Origin of the sequence: Streptomyces sp. KR55 (assembly GCF_052245645.1) — a bacterium.
GTDB lineage: Bacteria > Actinomycetota > Actinomycetes > Streptomycetales > Streptomycetaceae > Streptomyces > Streptomyces flavusporus.
This window is the reverse complement of record NZ_JBQQCE010000062.1, coordinates 12,813-29,288: the sequence shown is the minus strand read 5'-3', so window position 1 is coordinate 29,288 and position 16,476 is coordinate 12,813. Positions and strand designations below refer to the sequence as shown.

Genomic DNA, 16,476 nt, shown 5'->3' with positions numbered 1-16,476 from the left:
GTCCTGGTAGGTGCGGGCGGGACGGTCGAGGAGGGTGGGGACTGCCGGGTCCGGTCGGCCCTTCCCGCCGCCCCGTCCGCGTACGGCGCTCTCCAGCAAGGCGTGCGCAACCGGTTCGGGATAGCGGCCGAGTAGACCGTGCAGTGCCTGATCCTCGGTCAACTCGACAAACCGCAACGGGCGGTGCAGCAGCTCCGCCAGAGTCTGCGTCTGCTCCACCGGGCTGACCGGCTCGGGGCCGGTGAGCGGATACGCCTGTCCCGCGTGTTCCTCCTGGTCCGTCAGTGCCCGTGCCGCTACCTCCGCGATGTCCCCGGGGTCGACCGCCGCGACCGCGGTCGTGCCGTTCAGGGCCCGCACCACGCCCTCCTCCCGCACCGAACGCGCCCAGCCCAGCGTGTTGGACATGAAGGCACGCGGCCGCAGCAGGGTCCACGACAGCCCCGAGTCGCGCAGGAGCCGCTCGTTCTCCCGCTGCCACTGCGTGACCAGATCCGTGGCGTCGGACTCGGTCACCGACAGGGTCGTCAGCTTCACCACATGACGAACTCCCGCCGCGCGCGCGGCCGTCAGGAAGTTCTCGTCGTGGGCGTGCGTCAGCGGATCCACCGTGACGAGCAGCGCGGCCCGCACTCCGCTCAGCGCCCGCCGCAGACCGTCCCGGTCGGCGAGGTCGCCGGCCACCACCTCGACCCGCGGACCCGGCGGCCCGGCCAAGCGGCTCGGGTCGCGGGTGAGCAGACGCAGCGGCACAGAGCCGGCCAGGCGCCGGGCCACCAGAGAGCCGACGGTGCCGGTCGCCCCGGTCAGCAGGATCACGAGATCGCCCTGTCGAGAGACTCGAGTGGTGGGAGGGACTCGAGCACCCGGGCACCCCGGTCGGCCCGGCTGTCGAGGCCGAGCAGCAGTCCGGGCACCGCGATGCTCGGCAGCATGTGGGACCACAGCACGGAGAGCCGCCGACCCAGGTCGGACCGGCCCGTCAGCGCCCGCGCCATCAACTGGATGCCGGTGAACGAGCCCACCAGCAGCTCCACCGTGTCCCGCGGCTCCACCGTCGGCAGCAACTCCCCTTGCTTGCGTGCCTGTTCCATCAGCGGTGTCAGATGGTCGGCCCACTGCCGGAACGGTCCGGTGTGATCGACCCCGGGCGGAGCGCACTGGTCCACCGCCAGCCGCACGCTGCCGCGGAGCAGGGCGTTGCTCAGGAGCCGTTGGCCGACGACGAACGTGATGTCGATGACCTCCTGCAGCTTGCAGGGCTGCGAGGGGATTGAACCGAACGGCACCTGTTCGTCCAGCACCGCTTGGGCGAGGGACTCCTTGGACGGGAAGTGGAAGTACAGCGCGCCCTTGGTGACTTCGGCCCGCTCCAGCACCATGGCAATGGTGGTGGAGGTGTAGCCGTGTTCATCGAAGACCGCGCCGGCGGCTTCCAGGATCGCCCTGCGTGTTCTGATGGCGCGTTCCTGTTTCGCCATGAGAGACCCTCCCCGGCGCCCTGTTGGCCGGTTCTTGCCGTGGGCGCCACGATCGTGCCGGAACTGCCCCGATCATAGAGTGCTACGGAGTGATCTCATTGAAAACAAACCGGTCGCCTCGTACTCTGGCGCTCACCCGCAACGGACACTTCACCGTCCGTCTGGCCTTCGGGGGACCGTAGGAGAGACATGCCTCAACCGCGGCAGCTTGCCGAGACCCCGTCCCTGATGGCGACAGTTCCCCGGCAGTTCGTCCACCGTGCGGCCGTCGCCGAGACCTTCCTCACCGACTGGAGCCGGAAGGGAACCGACCGCTTCTCGGTGTCCGCCCAGTGGCCCCGCGCCCATGGGTTACACGTGTCGTCCGACCGTTCCGCATACGAACCGCTGCTCGTCGTGGAGACGATCCGCCAGGCCGGAACCCTGATCGCGCACACCGAGTACGACGTGCCCCTGGGGTACCACTTCGTGCTCCAGCAGTTCGAAGTCGATACCTTTCCCGAGTACTTGACGGTTGGCCCGATACCGGCCGAACCGCTCGTCGAGCTCGACTTCTTCGACGTGCGGTACCGCGGCGGTCGCCCGGCCGGCGCCCGCTACACCGCCGAGGTGCTGGTCGACGGCGCCCGCGTGGCGAGTGCGCGCGTCGCCTTCACCTGCGTCGGCGACTCGGTCTACCGCAGGCTGCGCGGCGGCCGCACCCCGGACACCGTGTCCGCGCCGCCCGTGCCGCCCGGACTCCCGGCGGACGCCGTGGGGCGCGCCCTGGCCGCGGACGTCGTACTGGCGCCCACCGGACGCGACGATCGCTGGCAGCTGCGAATCGATACCGCACATCCCGTTTTCTTCGACCATCCCCTCGATCACGCGCCAGGCATGCTCCTGCTGGAGGCGGCCCGCCAGGCGGCCTGGGCGCGAGCGGCGAAGGCCGGCTCGCCCGCCTCCTTCCACGCCGTCTTCCATCGCTACGCCGAACTGGACGAACCTGTCTGGATCGAGGCCGTGGAAGAGCGGGGCACCGGGATACGGATCGTTGCAACACAGAGGGAGTCGACGGTCTTCGAGTGCCTCGTGGGAGCCGTTGCCGAGTGAGCTATCGTATGAACAGGGAGAAACAAACGGCATAACCCGTTTTTATTCCAGGGGAGTCCAGCCGATGGCGAGGCAGTTGCGAGCCGAACAGACCCGCGCGACGATCATCACAGCCGCCGCCGATCTGTTCGACCGTCACGGCTACGAGTCGACCAGCCTGAGCGACATCGTCGAGCACGCCCAAGTCACCAAGGGCGCCCTGTACTTCCACTTCGCGGCGAAGGAAGACCTGGCCCACGCCATCATGGAAATCCAGTCGCAGGCCTCGCGGCAGCTCGCCCGCGAGGTGGACCGCCGGGACTGCTCGTCGCTCGAAGCCCTGATGCGCATCACCTTCGGCCTCACCCGTCTCGCCGTCGAGGGCCCGGTCGCCCGAGCAGGCCTCCGGCTCGCCACCGGCGGAGTGGGGGTGCGGCCACCGATGCCGCATCCCTTCACCGAGTTGCTGGAGATCGTCTCGCGCAAACTGCTCGGCGCCGTCAAGGAGTCCGACATCCACCCCGACGTCGACGTCGACATCGTCGCCCACTCGGTCGTCAGCTTCTTCGTCGGCATACGTGTCACCGGCCGCACCCTGGAATCCCTGTTCCGCCTGCCCCGCCGGGTGACCGAGATGTGGTACGTCCTCATCCGCGGCCTCGTGCCCGTGACCAGGCGCCCGCGCTATCTCGGCCTCGCCGTGCAACTGGAGCGGGAGATCAGAACGGCCTGAGCGGCGCGGTACGGTGAGCCGCATGCCCGCCTCCGCGCCCCTGATCCTCGGCAACGAACCCGGCTCCTTCCCGCACAGCGTGCTGGCCGAACGCCATCCCGCGATCATCCGGCAGGTGCGGGAGGCCTTCCCGTACGGCCCCGACCGCCGACGCGCGCTCGACGCGCTGCTCGTGAGCTGCACCAAGGGCGTGATCGAACCGCTCCCCGCCGACGCGCACGACCGGGACCGCTGGGCCGCCTGGGGGCTCGACACCTACGCCGGGCGTTCCTGGTTCGACGTGCCCTGGCTGTGGTCAGAGAGCTACTTCTACCGCCAACTCCTCGAATCCGTCGGATACTTCGGCCCCGGCCCCTGGCAGGGCATCGACCCCTTCCGCCCCGACAAGCTCGCCGAGCTCGACGCACCGCAGACGGACGAGGAACTCGCAGCGCTCGACGCCCTGGAGGACCGCCCGGCCGACGAACGGGACCGGGCCCTGTTGCACGGTTCGCTCTGGGGCAACCGCGCGGACCTGGGCTTCCGGCTGTCCGCGGGCGGAGCCGACACCTCGGCCGCCGTCCCCGGCCTGGTCGCCGACGACAGCGAGACCCTGTGGTCGCTGCTCCCGCCCTCCGGCGCGGGCACCCTGTGCCTGATCGCCGACAACTCCGGCCGCGAGCTCATCCCCGACCTGCTCCTCATCGCGCATCTGCTCGCCGGGGGCCGCGTCGAACGGGCGGTCCTGCACGTCAAGCCGCACCCGTACTACGTCTCCGACGCGACCCCGGCGGATGTGCTCGACGCGCTGCGCCGGCTGACGGCGGCGCCGGGCGCGGCCCGTGGCTACGGGCGGCGGCTGTGGGCCGCGCTGACCGACGGCCGCCTCACGGTGCGGGCCCACCCCTTCTCCTGCGGCCCGCTGCCGTACGCCGAGATGCCCGACGACCTGCGTGCCGAGTTCGCCGCCACGGTGACGATCGTGAAGGGCGACCTCAACTACCGCCGCCTCGTCGGCGACCGGCTGTGGCCCCCGACGACGCCGTTCCCCGACGTCACCGGCTACTTCCCCGGCCCGGTCGCCGCTCTGCGCACCCTGAAGTCCGACGTGATCTGCGGCCTCGACGCCGGCACCGAGGCCGCGCTGGACGCCGCGGAAGGCCCACGCTGGCGGACCGGCGGCACCCATGCCCTGATCCAGGTCAGGGCATGAGGCCAGAGCAGGGCGGAAACCGGCTCAGCCCACGCGTATGTCCTGCCACACCAGCCTCGGCCACTGGTGGGCCTCCTTCGTCGTCCCCGTCGAAGTCCGGCCGCTCCCCGAAACCGGCCAGGTGATCGGCGTGGACTGGGGCGTGAAGGAGACCGCGACCACCACGAGCGACGCCCACGATCTCCCGCACGCCGAGCACGGCCGGAAGGCCCAGGCGAAGCTGTCGCGGTACGACCGGATGATGGCCCGCCGCAAACCCGCCAAGGGGCAGGCTGCCTCCAAGGGCTACCGCGAGGCCAGGCACCTGCGCGCCAAGGCGCACAAGAAGGTGGCCCGGCAGCGGCAGGACACCGGCCGCAAGTGGGCCAAACGCGTCGTATGTGACCACGACGTCATCGCGGTGGAGGACTTCCGGCCGAAGTTCCTCGCCAGGACGTCGATGGCGCGCAAGGCGGCCGACGCGGCGATCGGCGCCACCAAGAAGGCCCTGCTGGAGATGGGCCGCAAGCACGGGCGCGAGGTACGCCTGGTGCATCCCGCGCACACCACCATGGACTGCGCCTCGTGCGGAGCGAGAACCAAGCACGCACTTCCGCTGTCGGAACGTACCTACACCTGCACCGCATGCGGAGCCGTGTCCCCCAGGGACAAGAACTCCGCCCGCGTGATGCTCGTCCGGGCTGGTCTCAACCCGGCTGGTGCCGAGGGCGTAAGACCTCCGGGAGCGCTGCTCCCGCAGGCAGCCTGAGCCAGGAATCCCCCTCGTTCAAGAGGGGGAGGATTCAAGCGATGGTGTGATCATGCCCGGGCCTACGGATGCCCCCGGTAGGCCACGGGTAGAGCCCGGCCATGACGCAACAGCCCTTCGAACTCCCGCACTTCTACATGCCGTATCCCGCGCGGCTGAACCCACATGTCGACAAGGCCCGGGCTCACTCAACCGTGTGGGCGCGCGAGATGGGCATGCTCGAGGGTTCCGGGATCTGGGAACAGTCCGACTTCGACGCGCATGACTACGGCCTGCTCTGCGCCTACACCCACCCCGACTGCGACGGACCCGCCCTCTCCCTCATCACCGACTGGTATGTGTGGGTCTTCTTCTTCGACGACCACTTCCTGGAGATCTTCAAGCGCACCCAGGACCGCGCCGGCGGCAAGGCCTACCTGGACCGGCTGCCCCTGTTCATGCCGATGGACCTGTCGACCGAGGTGCCCGAGCCGCAGAACCCGGTCGAGGCGGGCCTCGCCGACCTGTGGGCGCGCACGGTGCCCGCCATGTCCGTCGACTGGCGGCGGCGGTTCGCCGTGGCCACCGAGCACCTGCTGAACGAGTCCTTGTGGGAGCTGTCCAACATCAACGAGGGCCGGATCGCCAACCCCGTCGAATACGTCGAGATGCGCCGCAAGGTCGGCGGCGCGCCCTGGTCGTCGGGGCTGGTGGAGTACGCGACGGCCGAAGTGCCCGCGTCCGTCGCCGGGTCGAGGCCGCTCAGGGTGCTGATGGAGACGTTCTCCGACGCGGTGCACCTGCGCAACGACCTGTTCTCCTACCAGCGCGAGGTGGAGGACGAGGGGGAACTCAGCAACGGCGTGCTCGTCCTGGAGACCTTCTTCGGCTGCACCACCCAGGAGGCCGCCGACACCGTCAACGACATCCTCACCTCCCGGCTGCACCAGTTCGAGCACACCGCCCTCACCGAAGTGCCCGCACTGGCCCTGGAGAAGGGCCTCACCCCCGAGGAGGTCGCCGCGGTCGCCGCGTACACCAAGGGGTTGCAGGACTGGCAGTCCGGTGGCCACGAATGGCATATGCGCTCCAGCCGGTACATGAACGAACGCGCCCGCGCCACCTCGCCCTGGCAGGGTCTGACCGGCCCCGGCACGTCCGCCGCCGACGTCGGCGCGCTGCTCGCCGCGGCCGGCGCCGAGCGTCTTCGCGCCTATGCGCACGTGCCGTTCCAGAAGGTCGGCCCGTCCCTGCTGCCCGACTTCCACATGCCCTTCCAGGTGGAGCTCAGCCCGCACCTGGACGACGCCCGCCACCGCCTCACCGGCTGGGCGCAGCGCATGGGCATCCTCCAGGAGGGCGTCTGGGACCTGGACAAGCTCCGCGCCTACGACCTCGCTCTGTGCTCGGCGGGCCTCGACCCGGACGCGACCCCCGAGGCCCTCGACCTCAGCGCGCAGTGGCTCGCCTGGGGCACGTACGGCGACGACTACTACCCGCTGGTCTACGGCCACCGCCGCGACCTGGCCGCCGCCCGTCTCACCACGGCACGCCTGTCCGCCTGCATGCCCGTCGACGGCGAGGAGGCCCCGGTCCCGGCCAACGCCATGGAGCGCGGACTGATCGACCTGTGGGCCCGGACGACGGCGGGGATGACCTCCGAGCAACGGTGCACCCTGAAGTCCGCGGTGGACGTCATGACCCGGAGCTGGGTGTGGGAGCTGTCCAACCAGCTCCAGAACCGCATCCCCGACCCGGTCGACTACCTGGAGATGCGGCGCGAGACCTTCGGCGCCGACCTCACCATGAGCCTGTGCCGGATGGGCCACGGCCCCGCCGTACCGCTGGAGGTCTACCGCAGCGGCTCCGTCCGCTCCCTGGAGAACGCCGCCGTCGACTACGCCTGCCTGCTCAACGACGTCTTCTCCTACCAGAAGGAGATCGAGTACGAAGGTGAGATCCACAACGCGATCCTTGTCGTCCAGAACTTCTTCGGCTGCGACTACCCGGCCGCGCTGGGCGTCGTCCACGACCTGATGACCCAGCGTATGCAGCAGTTCCAGCACGTGGCCGCGCAGGAACTGCCCGTCGTGTATGACGACTTCGACCTCTCGGACGAGGCGCGCGCGATCATGCAGGGCTATGTGGTCGATCTGCAGAACTGGATGGCGGGCATCCTGAACTGGCACCGGGAGGTCGACCGCTACAAGGCCGACTGGCTGGCCCGGCGCGCCCACGGCTTCCTCCCGGACCGGCCGCCCGCCCTGCCGGTCAGCTGACCTCCCGTACCCGCTCCGCGGTCTGTTCGGCGAGCTCCCGGACGCCGTTCGCGGCGTTCTCCGAGAGCTCGCCGAGTATCGCGTCGGCGGCGGTGAGGACCGTACGAGCGTCCGCGGGGAGGCCTGCGTCGGCCAGGGCGCGGGTGAGGGCGTAGTGCTCCTCGGCGATGAAGCGGCCGAGGTTCACGCCGCGCCAGTGCCGGAAGGAGTCGTCCCCCGGGTCTGCCAGGATGTCCCGCAGGGATCTCAACGTGCTGGCGGCGTAAGGAAGTTGCCCGGAATCGCGTTCCAGGCGGGCCTGGGTCAGGCGGGCCGAGACGCGGTCCCACGCCGTGTCCTGCAGGGTGGCGTAGAGGCGCTGGGCGCGCAGCGCCTGGAGGAGGTCGCCCGCCCTCTCCAATTCGCGGGCGAGCGAGCTGAGCCGCGATGTCTCCAGCCGTTTCGGATCTCCGGCCCGCCGGAGTGTGCCCTGGTCCATGACGATCTCGTCGAGCCTGCGGATCAGTGCGACCCGGGCGATTTCCGTCATGCCCTGGTCCAGGGCCAGTTCGGTCCAGGTGCACAGCGGCTCGTCGGCGGGGTCCGTACCGAACAGCGAGTCGTCCAGTTCCTGGGCCCAGCGCAGCAACTCGGCGGCCCCCGCTCCTGGTTGGGGAATCTCGCTCAGACCGCAGTGCGTGTCATAGTCCGTCTCGCGGACCTCATGCAGCAACGGCAGATCCGAGACATCGCCCCGCAGCCCCACCAGCACGGCCGCGAGCCGTAGTTCGTCGGTCATCGACGAGGACGCCTCGTGCCGCATCAGATGCCGCAGCAGGCCATGGTCGCCCTCGGCGCGGTCGAACTGCGCGGCCCGCAGAGCGAGTCGGCGGCGTACGGGATCTTCGGGCACCGCGTCCCACACCGCCCGGTCGCCCGCCCGCAGCAGGGCCAGGTCGGCGCGTCCCTGCGCGAGCACCGGCTCCCACAGCGGGGGCCGCGGATGGCGGTCGAGCAGGTCGTACGCGCACAACTCCTCCCCGTTGAGCAGCAGGAAGTCGGGCTCGGTGCGCAGCAGGGCGGCATGCAGCAGGCCCACCAGCTCGACGGGGGAGCGCTCGGGCAGGCCCAGTGCGGCGCGGAGTTCGGCCCGCTCCGCATCGATGGAGTAGTCCTCGCGGATCTCGTCCTCGATCTCCGCGATCCGCCCGAGGATCGTCTTCTCGCCGTCCTCGGGCGACAGATCCATGTAGTCGTGCCAGCCGGGCAGACCGATCAGTATCTCCAGCGCTTCGTCCACGCTGGAGCCGATGATCCCCGCCGAGCCCTCGGAGTCCGCGTACAGCACGGAGCCGTCGGCGCACACGAAATACGTGCCGCCCGTGTCGTCCCCGGCCACCGCCTCCAGCGGTCCGCCCGAGGCCAGGCGGACCGGCTCGACGTGGTCGTGGTCGGCGCGGGCCAGGTCGAAGTTGAAGGGGAACGTGGCCAGTTCGGCCAGCCGGGCGTCCTGCCTGAGGAGCCGCAAGGCATGATCGGTCATGTCACAGAACGTAACAGCGACCACTGACAACGGGACGTGCCGCCCGGCTCACACGGGCTGACGCATGTGCTCCACCGCGGCCCGGGCCAGCGCGCGGACCATCGGATGCGGGCGCGAGCCGTCGCCGGACAGTTCCGGCTGGAAGAGCGAGGCCAGGAAGAAGGGGTGGCCCGGGAGTTCGGCGATCCGGACGTGGCCGTCCTCGTCGTGGCCGGAGAAGCGCAGCCCGTGGGCACGCAGGGTGTCGAGGTGGCGGGTGGGACCGTACGCGCAGAAGTAGCGCTCGACCGTCCGCTCGGAGCCGATCACGGACTGGGCGAGCGAGCCCGGCTCGATCGTCACTACGGCCTCGTGGCCGACGAGCGAACAGGCCAGCGGCTCGATGAGCGGGTCCGCGGCGGCGGGGTCGTTCTCCGCGTGCACCACGCGCGTCAGACCGCAGACGTCACGGGCGTACTCGAGGAGGGCGTGCTGGAACCCGCCGCACGTGCCCAGGAACGGAATGCCCTCCACCCGCGCGGTGCGGATCGCCGTGAGCACACCGGCCTCGCTGCGGTACGGGCTGCCCGGCAGCACCCACACCGCGTCGAAGCCGCGTACGGCGTCGAGGTCCTCGGCGTCCTCGGAGGGGATCCAGTAGGCGTCGAGGACGAGCCGGTCGCGTTCCGTGAGGGCGTCGAGGAGAAGGGGGATACGAGTGTGCGAGGCGACGTTGGGGGAGCGGTCGCCGACCAGGGCCAGGCGGGCTGCTGTGTTCGTCATGGCTGTCATCCTGCGTTCGACCCGAGGTTCACGTCCAACGATGATTTCTGCACAGTCGATAAGCGTTGCTGATGCAGTGGGATCCTGAGGGGCATGGACCCGCACCTCCTGCGTACGTATGCCACCGTCGCCCGCGTCGCCTCGTTCTCCGAGGCCGCGCGGGAACTCGGCTACACCCAGTCGGCGGTCTCCCAGCACATCGCGGCGCTTGAACAGGACCTGGGGGCTCCGCTGCTCACCCGCCGTCCCGTCGCCCCCACGGCGGCCGGCGAGCGACTCCTCGAACACGCGGGTCCGTTGCTGTTGCGCCTGGACGCGGCGCGCGCGGACGTCGTACGGATGGCGGCCGCTCCCGCGCACGGCCTGACGCTCGCCGCCGCGCCGACCGCGCTCGGGCCGCGGATCCTGGCCGCGCTCCCGGCCGCGGGGGTGACCCTGCGGGTGCTGTCGCGGGACGGAATTCCGGCGGCCGTCGCCACCGGCGCCGCGGACCTCGGCCTGGTCGACGGCCTCGCCGCCCCCAGCGATCCGCTGCGGCTGCCCGACGTGGCGCCGCTGACCACGTACGGCGTGGGGGAGGAGCCCGTGTGCGTCCTCCTTCCCACCACGCACCCGCTGGCCCGGCGCTCCGACCTGCGCCTGGGCGACCTCGCCGACGCCCGCTGGCTCGACGCCCCCGACGCAGGGCTGCCGCTGGCCCACCTCCGGGCCGCGAACGGTGGCCATGGCTTCCGCCCGTCCTTGCGCTACGACGGCACGGACGTCCGCACCCTCACCGCCCTGGCCGCCGCGGGCCACGGCCTGACCCTGCTGCCCCGCTCGGCGGGAGAGGCGGTGGCGGGCACGGTCGCCGTCCCGGTCACCGAGCCGCGGGTCGTCCACCGCACGGAGCTGGTGCACGCGGGCTCGCCGCGGGGAGCGGCGGCAGCGGTCGTGGAGGCGTTGACCGCAGGGGGGTGAGCCACTATGGCTTCCCGTTCTTGACCATGGGTCAGTCTCACTCGTTCGTGGCTCGTTGTGCGCCGGTGCGCCGGGTAGTGCACCACTGGAGGCGAACCATGGAACAGACTGCATTGCGTCCCAAGCCGATGCCCGGTCGGGAGCCGGGCAGCGGTACCGGATCGAGCCCCGCCCGGCGGCCGCACGCCGCGCGCCGTCGCGGCCGACGGCTCACGACCCTGCTCTTCGGCCTGTTCATCGGAACGGTGCTGGTGCTGTCCGGCGTCGGACTGGGCACGGTGGGCGCCACGGTGATCGGCATGAGCAAGGTCGCCGAACTCCAGCGACAGGCGGGGCAGGGGCCCGCGGCACCGGGGGCGCGTGTCGGCCCGTCCGTCTCGTCCCGCCCGAGCCCGTCCATGCCGACCACCGCGCCGAGCCCCTCACCACCGGCGCCCGCGGGGGCGACCCTGGCCGTGGAGGTCGTGGACGCCGAGAAGTCCGGCGCCATGGTCGTGGGGGTCCACGTCCCGGGGCCCGGCTTCGCGGCGGGCCTGGTGCGTGGGGACGTACTCCTCACGTTCGACGGCACTCCCGTCGAGTCCGCGTCGGACCTGGTGCGCGCCGTGGGTGCGGCGCGGCCGGGGGCGGCGGTCAGTGTGACGGTACGTCATGAAAGCGGCGGCTACCAACAGTTGTCGGTGGTCCCCGGTGTCGTCACGTGACCACCCGGAAGTGACTGGTGAGGCGCCCCGAGTCGTCCAGGACGTGGAAGGCCAGCCCGACCGGCGCGTCCCGGTCGGCGACCTGTTCGCCCTCCCAGGGCAGCCGCAGCGTCCATGTCACCCCGGGACCGACGACCAGTGGCCGTCCGGCGAACGCGGTGGCCGCGGGGGTGTGCGCATGCCCCGTGACGAGCCCGGCGATCTCGGGGCGGCGCTCCATGAGGGCGGCCAGCCGGTGCGGTTCGCGGAGCTGGTAGGAGTCGGGCAGGGGGTGGTGCAGCGCGACGGGCGGGTGGTGGAAGGCGAGCAGTACCGGAACGGTTCCGTCGAGCTCGTCGAGCGTCGCCTCGATCCAGTCGTACGTCTCGTCGTCCAGCGCCCCTTCGTCGCTGCCGGGGATGCTGGAATCGCACATCAGCACAGCGGCGTCGTCGAAGACGTGCACGCCGTTGACCGGTCCCTGGGCCGCGGGCCGCCCCAGCAGCGCCTTGCGGAACGGCTCGCGGCGGTCGTGGTTGCCCGGGCAGGTCAGGACCGGGAACGGCGCGTCGCCGGTGTCCAGGCCGAGGATGCGGGCGGCCTCCTCGTACTCCGCCTCCGTGCCGTGGTCCGCGATGTCCCCCGTCACCAGCAGCGCGTCCACGTGACCCGGCAGTCCCCACAACCGGTCGTGCACCCGCTCGGCGCGCTCCGTCGCCCGTGGGCTTCCGTCCAGATGCAGATCGCTGATGTGGGCGAGTACGAGCACGGGTGGGGCCTCCCTGGAGCGTGGATTAATGGGATTGCTGCATCTAAGCATTAGAGATAATGGTTGGGCAATGTGAGAGCATTAGCAGGTGGACTGGGTGCGGCCGGTTTCCGGCTCGAAACCCCGGCTCACCGGCTCGCGCGGCCCTCTCCGGCCGGGCAGGATGATGCTGCCCGTGGTACCCGCACGGCTCAAGGAGGCCCGGATGACCGGCAGTACGGTTGCGCCCTTCACCGCCGACGACTACAGGGCCCGCATGGAGCGCGCCGCGCGGGCGGCCGCGGACGCCGGGCTCGCCGGGCTGCTGGTGGCGCCGGGACCGGACCTGGTGTGGCTCACCGGCTACGCACCCACCGCGATCACCGAACGGCTCACCCTCCTGGTCCTCACCGCCGGGCAGGATCCCGTCCTCGTCGTCCCCACCCTCGAGGCTCCCGACGCCGCAAAGGCCCCGGGCGCGCCCGCCCTGAGCCTGCGCGACTGGACCGACGGCAAGGACCCCTACGCCGCCACCGCCGCCCTCCTCGACGCCACAGGACTCCCCCACAGCCTTAAGGGCGTGGGAGGTGCCCCCATCGGCGTCAGTGACAATGCCTGGGCCATGCACCTGCTGGGCCTGCAGAAGGCGCTGCCCGGCAGCTCCTACGCCTCCCTCACCGAAGCCCTGCCGATGCTGCGCGCCGTCAAGGACGCGGCGGAGCTGGAGCTGCTGGCGGCCGCGGGAGCGGCCGCAGACGCAACGTACGAGGAGATCCGGAGGGTTCCCTTCGCCGGCCGCCGGGAGTCGGACGTCGCCCGCGACCTCGCCGGTCTGCTGCGCCGGTTCGGGCACGCCCAGGTCGACTTCACCATCGTCGCCTCGGGTCCGAACGGCGCCAACCCGCACCACGAGGTGGGGGACCGCGTCATCGAACGCGGTGACATGGTCGTCCTCGACTTCGGTGGCCTCAAGAACGGCTACGGCTCCGACACCTCCCGCACCGTCCACGTCGGCGAACCGACCGAGGAGGAGCGCCGGGTCCACGACATCGTGCGCGAGGCCCAGGAGGCGGGCTTCCGCGCGGTGCGGCCGGGAGTCGCCTGCCAGGAGGTCGACCGGGCCGCCCGCGCGGTGATCGCCGACGCCGGGTACGGCGAGTACTTCATCCACCGCACCGGACACGGCATCGGCGTGACGACCCACGAGCCCCCGTACATGATCGAGGGCGAGGAGCAGCCCCTCGTCCCCGGGATGTGTTTCTCCGTGGAGCCGGGCATCTACCTGCCGGGCCGCTTCGGCGTGCGCATCGAGGACATCGTGACGGTGACCGAGGACGGCGGCCGACGCCTCAACGACACCACGCGCGAGCTGGTCATAGTGGACTGACCCAGCCCAGGAGCCCCCCGTACGAACCCGAGTGACGACGGTCCTACCATGACCCAGGCACCGACACCCACCGCGGACACCGTCCGCCGACTGGTCCTTTCCCTGCTCAGGGAGGGCGCGGGCGCCGCCGGCCCCGAGGTCCGGCCGGTCACCGAGGCCGGCGGGCACGCCACATGGTGGGTCGGTACCCGCCATGTGCTGCGCCTCGCCCCCGACCGCGAGGCCGCCGCGCAGCAGCGCCGCGAACTGCGGCTGCGCGACCTCGTCCGCCCGCACGTCCCGGTCGCCGTGCCGGTCAGTGTGGCGCACGGCGAGTGGGCGCCGGGGCTCACCTACACGCTGGACACCAAGGTGCCCGGCGGCTCGGCCGCGGAGCACGACGTGTCCGCCGTCGGCGAGGCCGATCTGGCCGGACTGCTCACGGGGCTGCGCGAGGTGCCCGTACGGCAGGCGGAGGCGCTCGGTGTGCCGCGTGTCTCCCCGCGCTCCCTGGAGGCCCTGCGCCGGGCCGCCGGACGCGCCGCCGAACGCCTCGCCGCGGCCGACGAGTTCGACGCCGGGCTCCTGCGTCAGCTCACCGGTCCCGCGGCGGTCCAGCTCGCGGCGCAGCCCGGCACCGCGGTCCTCGTCCATCACGGCCTCACCGGCGACCACCTCGTGGTCAGCGCCGACGGCCGGTTGCGCGGCGTCCTCGGCTGGGCCGACGCGGTCGTCGGCGACCCCGCCGAGGACATCGCCGGACTCGCCCTCGCCGTGGGCTCCCCGGCCGCAGTGTGTGCCGCCACCCTCGCCGGATACGGCGCCCGCCCCTGTCTGCGCGGTCTGTGGCTCGCCCGCTGCGACAGCGTCGTACGGCTCGCCGAGCGCCTCGCCGGCCGTGGCGACGACCCGCCGGCCCTCCTGAGGACCCATCTGCGCCACGCCTGGGAGGCGATCCTCCTGGAACGCGTGACGGACCTGCGCGAGGACGCCACGGACGACGCGCTGTAGCGCCGCCCGGGCGGGCAGGCCACGACGGGGGGCCGCGCGCGCCGTACGACGCCCTCAGTCGCCTGGCACGCGCGCGTGGCCCGGCGCCGCGCTCACGGCTGCGCCACCACCACGCACGACTCCCCGGGCACGCGCAGCACACCTTCCCCGTCCGGGGTCCCGACCGGTTCCCACGCGGCGAGTACCTGGGCCGGGCGGGTGCCCAGGGGGATCGTGGCCGTCTCCTTGCCCAGGTTCACGGCCATGCAGACGTCCCCGCGCCGGAAGGCGAGCCAGCGCGCCTCCTCGTCGTAGGCCACCTTGATGTCGGAGAGGTCGGGATCGGTGAGGTCCGGCTGTTCGTGCCGGAGCACGATGAGCCGTCGGTACCAGGCCAGTACGCGCGCGTGGGGCTCGTCGTCGGGTTCGGACCAGTCCAGGCAGGAGCGGTCCCGGGTCGCCGGGTCCTGCGGGTCGGGCACGTCCTCCTCGGCCCAGCCGTGCGCCGCGAACTCCCGCCGCCTGCCGCGCCGTACCGACTCCGCGAGCACCGGATCGGTGTGGTCGGTGAAGAACTGCCAGGGTGTGCCGGCCGCCCACTCCTCACCCATGAACAGCATCGGCGTGAAGGGGCCGGTCAGCGTCACCGCGGCCGCGCAGGCCAGCAACCCGGGGGACAGGGTGGCGGAAAGGCGGTCTCCCTGGGCGCGGTTGCCCACCTGGTCGTGGGTCTGGCTGTAGCCGAGCAGCCGGTGCGCGGCCACGCGCGCACGGTCCAGCGGACGCCCGTGACGCCGGCCCCGGAAGCTGGAGTACGTGCCGTCGTGGAAGTAGCCGCCCGTCAGCGTCTTGGCGAGCGCCTTGAGGGGAGCGTGTGCGAAGTCCGCGTAATAGCCCTGGGACTCGCCCGTCAGCGCGGTGTGCAGGGCGTGATGGAAGTCGTCGTTCCACTGCGCGTGCACCCCCAGCCCGCCCTCCTCGCGGGCCGTGATGAGCCGTGGATCGTTCAGATCGGACTCGGCGACGAGGAACAGCGGGCGTCCCGTCTCGGCGGCGAGAGCGTCCACCGCGGTCGACAGCTCCTCCAGGAAGTGGCACGCGCGCGTGTCCGCCAGCGCGTGCACCGCGTCCAGCCGCAGCCCGTCGAGCCGGTAGTCGCGCAGCCACGCCAGCGCGCTGCCGACCAGAAACGCCCGCACCTCGTCCGACCCGGGAGCGTCCAGATTGACGGCGACGCCCCACGGAGTGTGGTGCCTGTCCGTGAAGTAGGGCCCGAACTCGGGCAGATAGTTCCCGGACGGGCCGAGGTGGTTGTGCACGACGTCCAGGACCACGCCCAGACCGAGTTCGTGCGCCCGGTCGACGAACCGTTTCAGCGCCTCGGGCCCGCCGTACGGCTCGTGGACCGCCCACAGCGACACGCCCTCGTATCCCCAGCCGTACCGCCCGGGAAAAGGGCACAGCGGCATCAACTGGACGTGAGTGACCCCCAGTTCGGCGACATGTCCGAGCCGCTCGGCAGCCGCGTCCAGGGTGCCCTCGCGCGTGTACGTGCCCACATGCAGCTCGTACAGGACCGCACCCTGCAGCGGGCGACCCGACCACTCGGTGCGCCATCCATAGCGCCCGTGGTCGACCACCGCGCTCAGGCCGTCCGGGCCGTCCGGCTGCCGGCGCGAACGCGGATCGGGCCGTACGGGCCCGTCGTCCAGCGCGAAGCCGTACCGCGTACCGTCGCCGGCCTCTGCCTCCCCGGTCCACCACCCCGCTCGCTCCGGATCTCGCTCCATCGCGCGCGTGGCGCCGTCGCAATGGAGCGTCACACGGCCGGCCTGTGGTGCCCACACCTCGAACTGCACGGACGGTTCCCCTTCGTCTGCTCACCGTGATGTAGCCCGACCATCGTGCTTCAAACACGATCAATCCGCTTGTGAATACCCCCTTTTGCGGCGGGTGTCGTCA

The 16,476-nt window shown here is 71.5% G+C and carries 14 protein-coding genes and 1 pseudogene; 9 read left to right on the top strand and 6 right to left on the bottom strand.

Going from position 1 to position 16,476, the window contains the following annotated elements:
• The coding region (locus ACTWQJ_RS11980) for an NAD(P)H-binding protein (protein ID WP_443306616.1) at positions 1-819 on the bottom strand (819 nt) is incomplete at its 3' end.
• On the bottom strand, positions 816-1,481 hold the full coding sequence (locus ACTWQJ_RS11975) for a ScbR family autoregulator-binding transcription factor (protein WP_443306615.1): 666 nt from the start codon (positions 1,479-1,481) through the stop codon (positions 816-818). The genes ACTWQJ_RS11980 and ACTWQJ_RS11975, both read right to left, overlap by 4 nt.
• 189 nt (positions 1,482-1,670) lie before the next feature.
• Here ACTWQJ_RS11975 and ACTWQJ_RS11970 point away from each other — a divergent pair, with 189 nt between their 5' ends.
• The 5 genes and pseudogenes from ACTWQJ_RS11970 (at position 1,671) to cyc2 (ending at position 7,483) form a co-directional block, all read left to right on the top strand.
• Positions 1,671-2,573 (top strand): ScbA/BarX family gamma-butyrolactone biosynthesis protein, encoded by a 903-nt coding sequence (locus ACTWQJ_RS11970; protein ID WP_443306614.1) that lies wholly within the window; start codon positions 1,671-1,673, stop codon positions 2,571-2,573.
• 64 nt (positions 2,574-2,637) lie between these two features.
• Positions 2,638-3,285, top strand: a complete 648-nt coding sequence (locus ACTWQJ_RS11965; protein WP_443306613.1) for a ScbR family autoregulator-binding transcription factor — start codon at positions 2,638-2,640, stop codon at positions 3,283-3,285.
• Between the two features lie 22 nt (positions 3,286-3,307).
• Positions 3,308-4,477, top strand: a complete 1,170-nt coding sequence (locus tag ACTWQJ_RS11960; RefSeq protein WP_443306612.1) for a damage-control phosphatase ARMT1 family protein — start codon at positions 3,308-3,310, stop codon at positions 4,475-4,477.
• Positions 4,478-4,529: 52 nt separating this feature from the next.
• Positions 4,530-5,225, top strand: a pseudogene (locus ACTWQJ_RS11955) (RNA-guided endonuclease InsQ/TnpB family protein); the annotation flags it as partial.
• Between the two features lie 101 nt (positions 5,226-5,326).
• Entirely contained in the window at positions 5,327-7,483 is a 2,157-nt protein-coding gene (cyc2, locus tag ACTWQJ_RS11950; RefSeq protein ID WP_443306611.1) for a germacradienol/geosmin synthase Cyc2, read from the top strand.
• Here cyc2 and ACTWQJ_RS11945 read toward each other — a convergent pair.
• Together ACTWQJ_RS11945 and ACTWQJ_RS11940 are read right to left on the bottom strand one after the other, a co-directional pair.
• Positions 7,476-9,005 (bottom strand): hypothetical protein, encoded by a 1,530-nt coding sequence (locus ACTWQJ_RS11945; RefSeq protein WP_443306610.1) that lies wholly within the window; start codon positions 9,003-9,005, stop codon positions 7,476-7,478. The two genes, cyc2 and ACTWQJ_RS11945, sit on opposite strands and share 8 nt — an antisense overlap.
• A 48-nt stretch (positions 9,006-9,053) precedes the next feature.
• Complete coding sequence (locus ACTWQJ_RS11940) at positions 9,054-9,767, bottom strand: CTP synthase C-terminal region-related (seleno)protein (protein ID WP_443306609.1); 714 nt, start codon at positions 9,765-9,767, stop codon at positions 9,054-9,056.
• A 93-nt stretch (positions 9,768-9,860) separates the two neighbouring features.
• Between ACTWQJ_RS11940 and ACTWQJ_RS11935 the strand changes: the two genes are divergently transcribed.
• Together ACTWQJ_RS11935 and ACTWQJ_RS11930 are read left to right on the top strand one after the other, a co-directional pair.
• On the top strand, positions 9,861-10,727 hold the full coding sequence (locus tag ACTWQJ_RS11935; RefSeq protein WP_443306608.1) for a LysR family transcriptional regulator: 867 nt from the start codon (positions 9,861-9,863) through the stop codon (positions 10,725-10,727).
• 98 nt (positions 10,728-10,825) lie between these two features.
• A complete protein-coding gene (locus tag ACTWQJ_RS11930) occupies positions 10,826-11,431 on the top strand; it encodes a PDZ domain-containing protein (protein ID WP_443306607.1) in 606 nt (201 codons plus the stop codon).
• Here ACTWQJ_RS11930 and ACTWQJ_RS11925 read toward each other — a convergent pair.
• On the bottom strand, positions 11,424-12,179 hold the full coding sequence (locus ACTWQJ_RS11925; protein ID WP_443306606.1) for a metallophosphoesterase: 756 nt from the start codon (positions 12,177-12,179) through the stop codon (positions 11,424-11,426). The genes ACTWQJ_RS11930 and ACTWQJ_RS11925 overlap by 8 nt on opposite strands.
• A gap of 205 nt (positions 12,180-12,384) precedes the next feature.
• Between ACTWQJ_RS11925 and ACTWQJ_RS11920 the strand changes: the two genes are divergently transcribed.
• Positions 12,385-13,545, top strand: coding sequence for a M24 family metallopeptidase (locus ACTWQJ_RS11920; protein WP_443306605.1), 1,161 nt, complete (start codon positions 12,385-12,387; stop codon positions 13,543-13,545).
• A gap of 48 nt (positions 13,546-13,593) precedes the next feature.
• Complete coding sequence (locus tag ACTWQJ_RS11915; RefSeq protein WP_443306604.1) at positions 13,594-14,535, top strand: aminoglycoside phosphotransferase family protein; 942 nt, start codon at positions 13,594-13,596, stop codon at positions 14,533-14,535.
• A gap of 92 nt (positions 14,536-14,627) precedes the next feature.
• Here ACTWQJ_RS11915 and treZ read toward each other — a convergent pair whose 3' ends face one another.
• On the bottom strand, positions 14,628-16,373 hold the full coding sequence (treZ, locus tag ACTWQJ_RS11910) for a malto-oligosyltrehalose trehalohydrolase (protein WP_443306603.1): 1,746 nt from the start codon (positions 16,371-16,373) through the stop codon (positions 14,628-14,630).
• Positions 16,374-16,476: the final 103 nt, after the last annotated feature.

What these genes read in the sequence shown, in the direction of transcription:
- ACTWQJ_RS11975 (WP_443306615.1), bottom strand. Translation starts at nt 1,481, where the DNA reads ATGGCGAAACAGGAACGCGCCATCAGAACACGCAGGGCGATCCTGGAA.
- ACTWQJ_RS11970 (WP_443306614.1), top strand. Translation starts at nt 1,671, where the DNA reads ATGCCTCAACCGCGGCAGCTTGCCGAGACCCCGTCCCTGATGGCGACA.
- ACTWQJ_RS11965 (WP_443306613.1), top strand. Translation starts at nt 2,638, where the DNA reads ATGGCGAGGCAGTTGCGAGCCGAACAGACCCGCGCGACGATCATCACA.
- ACTWQJ_RS11960 (WP_443306612.1), top strand. Translation starts at nt 3,308, where the DNA reads ATGCCCGCCTCCGCGCCCCTGATCCTCGGCAACGAACCCGGCTCCTTC.
- cyc2 (WP_443306611.1), top strand. Translation starts at nt 5,327, where the DNA reads ATGACGCAACAGCCCTTCGAACTCCCGCACTTCTACATGCCGTATCCC.
- ACTWQJ_RS11945 (WP_443306610.1), bottom strand. Translation starts at nt 9,005, where the DNA reads ATGACCGATCATGCCTTGCGGCTCCTCAGGCAGGACGCCCGGCTGGCC.
- ACTWQJ_RS11940 (WP_443306609.1), bottom strand. Translation starts at nt 9,767, where the DNA reads ATGACGAACACAGCAGCCCGCCTGGCCCTGGTCGGCGACCGCTCCCCC.
- ACTWQJ_RS11935 (WP_443306608.1), top strand. Translation starts at nt 9,861, where the DNA reads ATGGACCCGCACCTCCTGCGTACGTATGCCACCGTCGCCCGCGTCGCC.
- ACTWQJ_RS11930 (WP_443306607.1), top strand. Translation starts at nt 10,826, where the DNA reads ATGGAACAGACTGCATTGCGTCCCAAGCCGATGCCCGGTCGGGAGCCG.
- ACTWQJ_RS11920 (WP_443306605.1), top strand. Translation starts at nt 12,385, where the DNA reads ATGACCGGCAGTACGGTTGCGCCCTTCACCGCCGACGACTACAGGGCC.
- ACTWQJ_RS11915 (WP_443306604.1), top strand. Translation starts at nt 13,594, where the DNA reads ATGACCCAGGCACCGACACCCACCGCGGACACCGTCCGCCGACTGGTC.